General features: G+C 49.1%; 12 protein-coding genes. 10 read left to right on the forward strand and 2 right to left on the reverse strand.

The features are described from left to right. Positions 1-274 precede the first annotated feature (274 nt). The 10 genes from serC (at position 275) to ATY27_RS14675 (ending at position 10,940) form a co-directional block, all read left to right on the forward strand. On the forward strand, positions 275-1,357 hold the full coding sequence (gene serC, locus ATY27_RS14630; protein WP_208931364.1) for a 3-phosphoserine/phosphohydroxythreonine transaminase: 1,083 nt from the start codon (positions 275-277) through the stop codon (positions 1,355-1,357). Continuing rightward, positions 1,357-2,634, forward strand: coding sequence for a 3-phosphoshikimate 1-carboxyvinyltransferase (aroA, locus tag ATY27_RS14635; RefSeq protein ID WP_208931365.1), 1,278 nt, complete (start codon positions 1,357-1,359; stop codon positions 2,632-2,634). The genes serC and aroA overlap by 1 nt, the downstream gene beginning before the upstream one ends. Positions 2,635-2,755: 121 nt before the next feature. Then, positions 2,756-3,439: a (d)CMP kinase gene (gene cmk, locus ATY27_RS14640; protein WP_208931366.1), complete on the forward strand. Its 684-nt coding sequence runs from the start codon at positions 2,756-2,758 to the stop codon at positions 3,437-3,439. Positions 3,440-3,539: 100 nt separating this feature from the next. After that, positions 3,540-5,213: a 30S ribosomal protein S1 gene (rpsA, locus tag ATY27_RS14645; protein ID WP_208931367.1), complete on the forward strand. Its 1,674-nt coding sequence runs from the start codon at positions 3,540-3,542 to the stop codon at positions 5,211-5,213. A gap of 72 nt (positions 5,214-5,285) precedes the next feature. Beyond that, complete coding sequence (gene ihfB, locus ATY27_RS14650; protein WP_208931368.1) at positions 5,286-5,570, forward strand: integration host factor subunit beta; 285 nt, start codon at positions 5,286-5,288, stop codon at positions 5,568-5,570. Between the two features lie 44 nt (positions 5,571-5,614). Then, complete coding sequence (locus tag ATY27_RS14655; protein WP_031564423.1) at positions 5,615-5,857, forward strand: lipopolysaccharide assembly protein LapA domain-containing protein; 243 nt, start codon at positions 5,615-5,617, stop codon at positions 5,855-5,857. 4 nt (positions 5,858-5,861) lie between these two features. Continuing rightward, entirely contained in the window at positions 5,862-6,992 is a 1,131-nt protein-coding gene (locus ATY27_RS14660) for a tetratricopeptide repeat protein (RefSeq protein WP_208931369.1), read from the forward strand. Positions 6,993-7,024: 32 nt separating this feature from the next. Beyond that, the gene (gene pyrF / locus ATY27_RS14665) at positions 7,025-7,726 is read left to right on the forward strand and encodes an orotidine-5'-phosphate decarboxylase (RefSeq protein WP_208931370.1); all 702 of its coding nucleotides are present in this window, start codon (positions 7,025-7,027) and stop codon (positions 7,724-7,726) included. A 23-nt stretch (positions 7,727-7,749) separates the two neighbouring features. Then, positions 7,750-9,468, forward strand: coding sequence for a potassium/proton antiporter (locus ATY27_RS14670; protein WP_208931371.1), 1,719 nt, complete (start codon positions 7,750-7,752; stop codon positions 9,466-9,468). 359 nt (positions 9,469-9,827) lie between these two features. Beyond that, complete coding sequence (locus tag ATY27_RS14675) at positions 9,828-10,940, forward strand: DUF4238 domain-containing protein (protein WP_208931372.1); 1,113 nt, start codon at positions 9,828-9,830, stop codon at positions 10,938-10,940. A 91-nt stretch (positions 10,941-11,031) separates the two neighbouring features. On the opposite strand, the gene ATY27_RS14680 is transcribed toward ATY27_RS14675, so the two are convergent. Both ATY27_RS14680 and ATY27_RS14685 read right to left on the reverse strand, forming a co-directional pair. Then, entirely contained in the window at positions 11,032-11,211 is a 180-nt protein-coding gene (locus tag ATY27_RS14680) for a hypothetical protein (protein WP_208931373.1), read from the reverse strand. 305 nt (positions 11,212-11,516) lie between these two features. Beyond that, entirely contained in the window at positions 11,517-12,023 is a 507-nt protein-coding gene (locus ATY27_RS14685) for a DUF2726 domain-containing protein (RefSeq protein WP_208931374.1), read from the reverse strand. Between the last annotated feature and the right edge of the window lie 197 nt (positions 12,024-12,220).

Below are 12,220 nucleotides of genomic sequence, written 5' to 3' on the forward strand. Positions count from 1 at the left end.
TGCGGGTGCCTTTTTATTATGTCCTGTTTTTTTGCCCAGTATGTCTGCGCGGTATCAACCGGCCAGACAGCCACTTTTCCTGCAGTTTAGCTGTAACTTCGGGTTTAAGCCGGGCAAAAAATACGGTACAGTGAGTCAGATAAAAAGAGCCATCCAGATGGCGAAAATAGCGTCAGTGCCGGTACTTCAATAACAATAAAACCGCCATATTCTGCCGCAAGGTCCCAAGCCGTTTTAAATCCGCGAATTTTATTTTTGACGCAATGAGGTAAAAATGACGACCTATAACTTTTGTGCTGGCCCGGCCATGTTGCCGGTGGAAGTGATGCAGCAAGCACAGGAAGAGCTGATCAACTGGCATGGCCGTGGTTGTTCCATTATGGAAATGAGCCATCGGGGCAAAGACTTTATTAAAGTTGCAGCGCAGGCGGAGCAGGATCTGCGAGACCTGTTACAAGTACCTGCCAATTATAAAGTGTTGTTTATGCACGGTGGCGGTCGCGGCCAGTTCTCGGCAGTGCCACTGAACCTGCTCAAAGCTGGTCACAGCGCAGATTATATTGTCTCTGGCGCCTGGTCTAAAGCCGCCGCTGAAGAAGCGCATAAGTTTGGCAAAATTGCTGTACAAGGTATTGCGCACAAAGCCGAAGATGGCCTGCGCAGCCTCAAAGCCGCAGCCGACTGGCATCTGGATCCGAAATCGGCCTTTGTGCATTTTTGCCCGAATGAAACGGTGGATGGCCTCGAATTTACCGATTTACCCGCGACGGATGTTCCACTGGTCGCCGACTTATCTTCGACGATTTTATCCCGTCCCATCGATGTCAGCCGTTATGGCGTGATCTACGCCGGTGCGCAGAAGAATATCGGCCCGTCAGGCTTGACACTGGTTCTGGTGCGAGAAGATCTGCTGCCTGCAGCCGGCGCGACTATACCGGCGATTCTAGATTACCGTCTGGCGGCTGAAAACGATTCGATGTTTAATACGCCACCAACTTATGCCTGGTATCTGGCCGGGCTGGTGTTCCAGTGGCTGAAGCGTCAGGGGGGCGTGGAAGCGATGGGGAAACTGAATCAGCTCAAAGCTCAAACATTGTACAACTATGTCGATCAAAGCGATTTTTACCGCAACGACGTGGATACGCGTTACCGTTCGTGGATGAATGTACCGTTTTTACTGGCTGACGAACGCCTGAACGATAAGTTTGTAACCGACGCCGAAGCGCATGGCTTGCTGGCGTTAAAAGGCCACCGCATGGTCGGCGGTATGCGCGCCAGCCTGTACAATGCGATGCCACTGGAAGGTGTACAGACGCTGGTGACGTTCATGCGTGAATTTGAGCGGGTGCACGGCTGATGAAGACGTTAACGCTGAATAAAATCAATGGTGTACAAGGCACTGTGCATTTACCTGGTTCTAAGAGTATTTCCAATCGGGTGTTGCTGTTGGCCGCGCTGGCACAAGGTGAAACACAGATCAGCAATCTGCTGCACAGTGACGACATCGAGCATATGCTGAACGCACTGACCGCATTAGGCGTGTCGTACCAGCTGTCGGACTGTAAAAGTAAGTGTGTGGTACAGGGACTTGGTGGTTTGTTCGACCATCCGGTACCGCTTGAACTGTTTCTTGGTAATGCCGGCACAGCAATGCGGCCATTAACTGCAGCGCTCGCAGCATCGAATGTCGATGTGACGCTGACCGGTGAACCGCGCATGTACGAACGGCCTATTGGGCATTTAGTTGACGCGCTGCGCCAGCTCGGGGCAGACATTGACTATCTGCAACAGGATGGTTTTCCGCCACTTCGAATTCGTGGCAAGGCCCTGCAAGCCGGTCGGATCAGCATCGACGGCAGCATCTCCAGTCAGTTCTTAACCGCCGTGCTGATGGTTGCACCTTTATTACCGGCAAACAGCGAGATCAACATCGTTGGTGATTTGGTGTCCAAACCATACATTGATATCACGCTGGCGCTGATGAGCCGGTTTGGTGTGGAAGTAGAGAACCAAAACTATCAGCGTTTTGTTATCAGCGGACAGCAGCAATATCAGTCACCGGGTCATTGGCTGGTTGAAGGTGATGCATCTTCCGCCAGTTATTTCCTCGCAGCGGCAGCTATTGGCGGCAGCATTAAAGTCACCGGTATTGGTAAACATGCGGTCCAGGGCGATATTCGTTTTGCTGATGCGCTTGAGGCGATGGGCGCGACAGTTGAATGGGGTGATGACTACATTATGGTTACGCGAAACCAGTTAAATGGCATTGACCGCGACTACAATGCGATCCCAGACGCCGCAATGACCATCGCGACCACGGCTTTGTTTGCTAAAGGCCCGACGCTGATCCGCAATGTCTACAACTGGCGGGTAAAAGAAACCGATCGCCTGCACGCGATGGCAACGGAACTGCGCAAAGTAGGTGCGGAGATTGAAGAAGGCGAAGATTACATCAAAGTGACGCCGCCGGCCGTGATCCAACACGCCAGTATTGCCACCTACAACGATCATCGCATGGCGATGTGTTTCTCCATGCTGGCATTTGCCGATTGTGGTGTGACTATTGAAGACCCAGATTGCACGCGCAAAACATTTCCACAGTATTTTGAAGTGTTTAGCGGCTTAGCAATCTAAAACGCGTAACCATTATGAAGTGACGCTAAGGCGCGGTTTTTCTTAGAGAAACCGCGCTTTTTTTAACATTTGTCTGTATAATGCCGGCCTTTAGTGGTTTAACCAGTTAACTGGAGGCAGTATGCAGAATATCCCGGTCATTACGATTGACGGCCCTGGCGGTTCCGGTAAAGGAACTATTTGCCGTCTGGTCGCACAGAAACTGGGCTGGCATCTGCTCGACAGCGGCGCGATTTACCGCGTATTGGCCTTAGCGGCTATTCATCATGATATCGCTGCCGATGACGAAGAAGCCTTGCAACCACTGGCAGCACACCTCGATGTTCAATTCACTTCTGATGATGCCGGCAATGTCCGTATCACGCTCGAAGGCGAAAACGTATCTCATACCATCCGCACCGAAGACGTTGGCTCTGTGGCATCAAAAATTGCTTCTTTACCGCGGGTACGCGAAGCGTTACTACGCCGTCAGCGCGCCTTTCGCGAAGCGCCGGGCCTGGTCGCAGATGGCCGTGATATGGGTACGGTGGTTTTCCCCGGCGCAGAAGTAAAAATCTTCCTGACCGCTGCGGCCGAAGAGCGCGCCAGACGGCGTTATTTAGAGTTGAAACAAAAGGGCCATGATGTTAACATCGGCGACCTTTTGAGCGAAATTCAGGCAAGGGATGAGCGCGATATGAATCGTGCTGTGGCGCCGCTGAAACCAGCCGCTGATGCATACCTGCTTGATTCGACCAATAAAACCATTGAACAAGTGTTGACAGAAGTCCTGAGCTTCACGAAGAAGCAACTGAACCAGGCCTGACAGTACTTTGGACAGCCGCAGACATGGATGCCTCGCGGTAAATTAAGCAACCCCACCCAATATGGATCTAAGGTGGAGCAACTAACCGAAACAGTGAAAAATGACTGAAAATTTTGCACAATTATTTGAGGAAAGCCTCAAGACTATCGAAACTCGCCCAGGTTCAATCGTTAAGGGCAGAATCGTAGCAATCCATAAAGACGTAGTACTGGTTGACGCCGGTCTGAAATCTGAAGCTGCGATCCCGGTTGAACAATTCAAAAACCTGGCTGGCGAGATTGAAGTGAACGTTGGTGACATCATCGACGTAGCTCTGGATGCAGTTGAAGATGGTTTTGGTGAGACATTACTGTCTCGCGAAAAAGCCAAGCGTCATGAATCCTGGGTACGCCTGGAAAAAGCCTGTGAAGATAAAGTTACCGTTATCGGTGTTATCACTGGCAAAGTTAAAGGCGGTTTCACTGTCGAAGTTGACGGTATCCGTGCATTCCTGCCTGGTTCATTAGTCGATGTCCGTCCAGTACGTGACACGCTGCACTTAGAACACAAAGAACTTGAGTTCAAAGTTATCAAATTAGATCAGAAGCGTAACAACGTTGTGGTTTCTCGCCGCGCTGTTATCGAATCTGAAAGCTCAGCTGAGCGCGATACTCTGCTGCAAAACCTGGAAGAAGGCATGGAAGTCAAAGGTATCGTTAAGAACCTGACTGACTACGGTGCATTCGTTGACCTGGGTGGCGTTGACGGTTTACTGCACATCACTGACATGGCTTGGAAACGCGTTAAGCACCCAAGCGAAATCGTCAATGTTGGCGACGAGATCCCAGTAAAAGTTCTGAAGTTCGACCGCGAGAAGCAACGTGTTTCTCTGGGTCTGAAACAGATGGGCGAAGATCCATGGGCAGCTATCGCTTCTCGTTACCCAGAAGGTGCTCGCATCACTGGCCGCGTAACAAACCTGACAGATTACGGCTGCTTCGTTGAAATCGAAGAAGGCGTTGAAGGTCTGGTACACGTTTCAGAAATGGACTGGACCAACAAAAACATCCACCCATCTAAAGTTGTTAACTTAGGTGATTCAGTGGAAGTTATGGTTCTGGAAATCGACGAAGAACGTCGTCGTATTTCTTTAGGCCTGAAACAGTGCAAAGCCAACCCATGGGAAGAGTTTGCTAAAGGCTTCAACAAAGGTGACCGCGTTTCCGGTAAGATCAAGTCAATCACTGACTTCGGTATCTTCATCGGTCTGGACGGCGGCATCGACGGCCTGGTTCACCTGTCAGACATCAGCTGGAATTCAACTGGCGAAGACGCCGTACGTGAATTCAAGAAAGGCGACGAAGTGTCTGCCGTTGTTCTGCAAGTTGACCCAGAGCGCGAGCGTATCTCTTTAGGCATCAAGCAATTAGACGAAGACCCGTTCAACGGCTATCTTGCTGATAACAAAAAAGGTGCTATCGTTAAAGGTACAGTAACTGCAGTTGACGCCAAAGGCGCAACAGTATTACTGGAAGGCGGCGTAGAAGGTTATGTTCGCGTTTCTGATATCGCTCGTGAGCGTATCGAAGATGCAACTACTGCGCTGAAAGTCGGTGAAGAAGTTGAAGCTCGCCTGATGGGTGTTGACCGCAAAAACCGCGTGATCAGCCTGTCAATCAAAGCCAAGTTCGAAGCTGAAGAGAAAGAAGCGTTAGAATCTATCAAGCAGGATGATACTGCTTTTGGTGGTAACGCAATGGCTGAAGCATTCAAAGCAGCTCAGAAATCTGAGTAATTGATGCCAGTCGGTCGGCTGGGGCATTCGCCTCAGCCGGCATTTTCCAGCAACTGTGTAAGCGGAGTCCTTATGACCAAATCTGAGTTGATCGAAAAGTTGGCCACTGATTTTCCTCACATCCAGGTAAAAGACGTCGAGTCTGCTGTGAAAGAGATCCTGGAACAGATGGCAGGTTCGCTGGCTGTCAACGAACGAATTGAAATCAGAGGTTTCGGTAGTTTCTCGCTGCACTACAGAGCTCCACGGGTAGGTCGCAACCCTAAAACTGGCGACAAAGTAGAACTTGACGGTAAATACGTCCCGCATTTTAAACCAGGTAAAGAATTACGCGACCGCGTGAAAGAAAATACCTGAGTCATGTCCGCGCTGATGCAGCGACGGTGCTAACGGAGCAGAGTTTGAGAAAGCTGATTTTTTTCCTGTGTTTTTCTGTGCTCATCCTGATTGGACTGTTTTTCGGTTCAATCAACCAGCAAGTCGCTGAATTAAATTATTTTATTGCCAAAGCTGAGCTGCGGGTTGTCGATATCGCCCTGTTATTCTTGTTGCTCGGCTTTGCTATTGGTCTGAGTCTGTCACTGACTATTCTGGTGAAATTGCGTACCAAACGCTGGATTAACCGGGCTATGAGCAAGACCTGAACCTATGCTTGAACTGCTATTTCTGTTGTTGCCTGTTGCCGCCGCGTATGGCTGGTTTTTTGGCCGCAACAGTCTGCGGCAGGAAGAGCTGAAAAACAAAGCCAACGTCGCAAAAAACCTGTCCTCCGGGTTAAATTTCCTGCTGACCGATCAAGAAGACAAAGCCATCGAACAGCTGTTACAACTGCTGGATATCGAAGCTGCGACTATCGACACCTACCTGGCCCTTGCCAATTTATTCCGGCGCAAAGGGGACTGGGACAAAGCCATCCGCATTCATGAAAAACTGCACCAGCTGAAGTTACCCAAATTACAGGCTCAGCAGATCCAGCTGGAACTGGCCAAAGACTATTTCTCTGCCGGTTTATATGACCGCGCTGAAAGCCTGTTGCGCAAACTGGTTGATAGCGACCCGCTGCAGGAAACCGCCTTAAAACAATTGTTTGCTATTTTTGTCGTGACGCACGATTGGCATAAAGCCGTCGAGTTCGCGCCACAGGTCGACAAAACTGATTCACGCTCACTGCGTATCGCATTGGCCAATATGCGCTGTGAAGATCAGAAAAAACCGATGGATGTGATGGCGCTGCGGATCCTGTCGCAAAAATACCCGCAGGCGATCCGGCCGCGTTTACAACTGGCCCGGCAGTTATTGGCTGAACAATCATTGGCCGATGCCGCCGTCGCTTTTAAATCGGTACTGACACAAAAACCGCAATGGGCCGCCGATATACTGCCCGAATTACAACGCTGCCAGCTGCCGGAAGACGAGTGGTATCCGCTGCTGAGTCAGCTGGTGCACAAAAATAAAAACATTACGGCTACTATGTTCCTGTGCGACTGGCTGGTGCAAACCGGTTCACCGGCAGCCGGTGAGCAATTGCTGCTGGAAAAACTACAGCAACAGCCAAATATCCGGTTATTTCAGCGTTTACTGCAAATCAGGCAACTGAACCAGCCGGCGCAGATGGAAGCGCTGCAAGCCATCGATGGCCTGGTGCGCGCCTACCTCGATACTAAAATCCTGTATAGCTGCCGGAATTGCGGCTTTAAAACCCGGCAACAATACTGGTTATGTCCGTCCTGCCAGCAATGGGAGACGGTTGAACCATTAAGCGGCATTGACGGCCGCTGATCCTGTCCCTTTAAGTTTTTGGAAATGTCGTTATGCAATTAAGCCCTGTCGTAGTTGCGCTGGATTATGAAGACCAGCGCGCAGCATTAAATCTGGTCAGCCAGCTGGACCCGGCGTTATGCCGGTTAAAAGTCGGCAAAGAAATGTTCAGCCATTTCGGCCCTGATTTTGTGCGTGAGCTGCAACAACGCCATTTTGATGTATTCCTCGATTTAAAATTCCATGATATTCCAAACACAGTCGCCAAGGCCGTCAAAGCCGCCGCTGATCTGGGCGTTTGGATGGTGAATGTGCACGCCAGTGGCGGCAGCCGGATGATGGTGGCCGCTCGCGAAGCACTACAAAGCTTTGGCGCAGAAAAGCCACTGCTGATTGCCGTGACGGTGTTGACGTCGATGGAGCAGGCTGATTTACTCGAATTAGGCATCACGCTGACGCCGGAACAGCAAGTGCTGAAACTGGCTGCGCTGACACATCAGTCCGGCCTCGATGGCGTCGTGTGTTCGGCTCATGAAGCCCGCGCGCTGAAACAGCAGTTTGGTCAGGCCTTTCAGCTGGTAACACCGGGGATCCGGCCAGCATTTGCCGGTGCAGATGATCAAAAACGTGTGATGACGCCGGCGCAGGCTGTCGCAGCTGGTGTGGATTACATGGTGATTGGTCGCCCAATTACCAAAGCAGCAGATCCGCTGGCCGCCTTACAGGCGATTTATCAGGAATTAAACGCGGTTTAAACCGCCCGCAAAAGGACGCTTTATTGGATGCAGTCAACCTCAACATTCTGATCGCCGGTGCACTGTTCACGGTCAGTATCATTGCAACCTTAATCTCGGCGCGCTTCGGGGCGCCTTTGTTGCTGATCTTTCTGGTGATGGGCATGCTGGCCGGCGAAGACGGGGTGTTGGGCATCCATTTTGCGGATCCGGACATGGCGCTGCTGATTGGCTCAGTAGCGCTGGTTATTATCTTATTCGACGGCGGGATGCGCACGCATCCGGACCGGGTCAAAGTAGTGCTGGCGCCGTCAGCGGTGCTGGCGACTGTCGGCGTGTTAATTACCTGTCTGGTCCTCGGTTTAACTGCGATGTGGTTGTTCAAGCTGACTTTGCTTGAAGGCTTACTGCTTGGCGCTATTTTAAGTTCAACCGATGCCGCTGCAGTATTTTCAATTTTTCAGTCCGCCGGGCTCAATATCAAAGAACGGGTGGCATCGACGCTGGAAATAGAGTCGGGCAGTAACGACCCGATGGCGGTGATGCTGACGTTCACACTGGTCAGTGTGGTCGCCGGCGAATCGCAGCTTGGCTGGAGCACATTGCTGGTATTTATCCAACAGGCCTCCGTTGGCGCCATATTTGGCTGGCTCGGCGGCAGGGGGCTTATTTGGTTTTGCCGCAAGTTGCCATTAAGCCCGGCATTTTTCCCTTTGTTTGCCATCTCGTATGCGTTGCTGATTTACGGACTGACCAACCAGGTTGGGGGCAGCGGTTTTCTCGCCGTCTATCTGGCGGGTTTCCTGGTCGGCAATGCCCGACTGGCGCCGGTACAACACATCCTGCGGTTACAGGATGGTTTGGCCTGGCTTAGTCAAATCATTATGTTCCTGATGCTGGGCCTGTTGGTCACACCAAGTAAGTTGCTGGATTATCTTGTGCCAGCGATAGCGCTGGCTGGTGTGATGATTTTTGTCGCGCGACCGCTGGCTGTGGTGTTAAGTCTGCTGCCGTTTCGGTTTCCCAAACGTGACCAGATTTTTATCAGCTGGGTAGGGCTGCGCGGTGCTGTACCGATTATTCTTGCATTAATTCCCTGGCTCGCCGGGGTGCCTAACAAAGATTTGTATTTTAACGTCGCGTTTTTCGTTGTGATTGTTTCGCTGTTAATTCAGGGCTGGTCAATCGCACCAGTCGCGCGCTGGTTGCGGCTGGAAGTGCCAAAAGAACCAGGCCCGGATTATGTGATGCCGCTGGAAGTAGCGCAAAGCAAAGACGTATTGCAAGTAATGGCCTATCAGGTGAATGCCGACTCGCCGGTGTTGGACGCTGACTGGACTCAGTTACCGGTTCCGTCCAGCGTGCAGTTTTTAGGCTTAGTACGCAACGGCGAATGGATCCAATGCCTCGATTGCACTCGTTTTAAAGCCCGCGACACGTTGATGGTGATGGCCAGAGCCGCAGACAGCGCAGTCGTCAGCGAAGTGCTATCCAGCTATGCCGCCACAGCCAGTCAAAGCAAACAAGACTTCTTCGGTGAGTTTGTTCTCAACGGCCAAATCACTCTGGCCGACTTAGGCGCGTTCTACACCATCGAATTTGGCGCGATCAATCCCAACCAGACGGTTTCAGAATACATCAGCCACCGTTTTTTCCGCCGCGTAGTAGTCGGCGACGACGTCCAGCTCGACCAGTTAATCCTGACCGTCCGCCAAATCGACGAACAAGACCGCATTTTGCAGGTGGGTATAAAACCGGCTTGATAGTGTTTTCAGGTTTAAAGCTGTTTAACATTTGATCATCGTGAAACAACTCATCAGAAATGTCCCATAATGGAAACACTGCATTAAATATCAATCACTTAAAAAAGGCCCGTATACAAAATCGGGCCTTTCTGTTTTTATAGGATTCTGCTAACAATCGTTCCAAAATGGAACAAGGTCCGGCTAATACTTTGCCGGACTACTCAGTTAGGCAAGCCTGCAGCCTTTAGATGATAATTTTGTCTAAATAGTGGTTTCACTTAAGTTTTAAAGAAAAAGCAAAAAATGCTGACGAAGGAAATTACAGAGCAGCAACCTCAAAGTAGCTGTGAATGTATGAATTAACACGGAGAAGTTTCTTGAAGCAATCTAGCAAACATCACTATGTACCTCAGTGGTACCAGAAGAGATTCCTACTTGATGGCCAGAGTGCGTATTTTGCGTTGGACTTATCTCCTGAAGTTATTACTAAACCTGACGGTACTCAAATTGAGAAAGGCAAAATCCTAACAAAGGGCCCAGCGAAACTGTTTTATGAGGTAGACCTCTATACGACTAATTTTTTTGGAAGGTCGAATGACGATATTGAAAGACTGCTTTTCGGAAAGATTGATACAGAAGGAGCGGCTGCTGTAGCCGCTTTAACTCATCCTAATTGGATGACAGAACTTCGCAACAAGATTATAGATTTTTATGAGTATATGGATGCCCAATGGCTAAGAACGCCTAAAGGTTTGCGATGGCTAATGCAGTATACAAAGGCAAATGATCAGAATGATCTCCTGTTCAAAATGCAAAAAATCCGCAGATTGCATTGCACCATGTGGGCAGAAGCTTCCATGGAAATAGTCGGAGCAAATAATTCAGACACTAAGTTTATTGTAAGTGATAGTCCTATTACTTTTTACAATTCTGTATTTTATCCCGGTCATCCAAAGTGCAAATTTCCTTCAGAGCCACATATGGCACTAAAAGGCACTAGGACTATCTTCCCTTTAGATCTTAACCACTGCGCCATTCTTACTCATATCGAATTTGCAAGAAGCCCAGGAAAGTTCAAAGCGGATCAAGTGAGGACAAATCCCAGACTTTTCGATGATACGCTAATCAATTACAGTAAAATTATTAAAGATAGAGAACTGAATGAACAACAGGTGCTTGCAATAAATTATATCCTCAAAAAGCGTGCTACCAAATATATTGCGGCCGCTCAGAAGGATTGGTTATTTCCGGAGCGTCAGCTGAAAAAGATGGACTGGGGGTCGTTTGACAAAATTTTCCAGTCAAAAAGTACTAACTTGCTCGGTGTAGGTGGCGAGATATTCATCGGTGGGAAAAACGGATCTTTGATAGCGACACAAGATGAATTTGGGCGAAAACCTAAAAATAAAGCTGAATGGGATGAGAAGCAAAAACAAGCAAAAGCTATGTACGATCACTTTCAAAAACTAATGAGAAGAGAAATCCTATAACAAAGATACGTGCGTTCGCGGGCAATTTGAATACTGCTCAATTACGCCAAAAGCTAAAAGCGCGAGGCTTTTAGCTTTCTGTCGTTTCCAGTTATTCAGTAATCGGGCTTGGTTTTAAAACATCGGTTTGAGTATAAGCCATCGAATCCGGCATACAGGGCAGGTCCAGAATTTTCTTATCGATCCGCACCACAGCAGTACAGTCACCCAGCTTTTTGACCGCATAGCTTTTCGGGTAGTACGGCTCTCCGTCAGCGGTCACAAAAGCCATATTCACACCCCGAGATGTTTTCTCATAACCGGCGATATAAATTTGTTCTTTCTGGGCTTCGGGTTCCGGCTTGGGGCCGTCACTCGTTTGCCCAGGGGGACATTTTCGGGTTTTGGATAATGATACTCATAAGGTGCAACTGGCTTAGCATCGCAGCGGCCAAACAGCTGCTTGTAAGCATCGTTGCACGATGAAATTACTGTTGTTATTTGTGTCTAAAGTCGCTAAAACCAGGCGAAAAGACGAGCAGGGCGCTGTTATCTTTAGGAGAATTCTAACCAGAATAAGCTCAGAAATAACTGTTTTCAATCACTTTTTGCCGTTAATTCTGTCTGGATTTTCTGTTGAATTTCAGTCACCTGATAGCTGGATTGTGCCGTAAAACGTACTAATGGTAAGCCTGCGGTGGCGCATGCAGAAGCAATCAACGAGTCGCGGTTTTGTGTTTTGGCTTTTTGATGGCTTTTGTCATCCAGTTCAATCACAGCAATGACTTCAAGCGTTTGTCTATTGCACAGCACAAAATCAAAGTGTTTGGAGGAAACCTGGTTAAAGGCAGTTTGCCAGTCACTTTTGTTAAGGCCTTTGGCTGGTAACAAAATATCGGCGATCCGAACTTTGCCAAAGATCCGGTATTGATCTGTAACTGCTAAATCCAGTACACCAAGAAAAGAACGCTCCGCGGGCGTAAACAACGTTTTATTCAGAACATATTTGTACGGCTGGCCAGCAGCGTTGTTTTTACCAAATAACAGTTTCAGCACGACTAGCAGTAAAATAGCGCCGAAAAAATACAGCATAGAATCAGACATAAAGCTCTCCATAGCATTGAAATTTTTAAGATTCACACGCGCGCAATCCAGCACAGCGTCAACGTCAATTTGCCACAAATGACAAACACAGAAAAGTCTTTAACTTTGATTCAGTTAGCCAGCAACAGCCACGCAAGCATTTCACATAACTAATACATTAGCGGACATGCCACAGTACTAAGTCGCAGCGGTATTCG

It is taken from the genome of Rheinheimera sp. F8 (assembly GCF_001518915.1).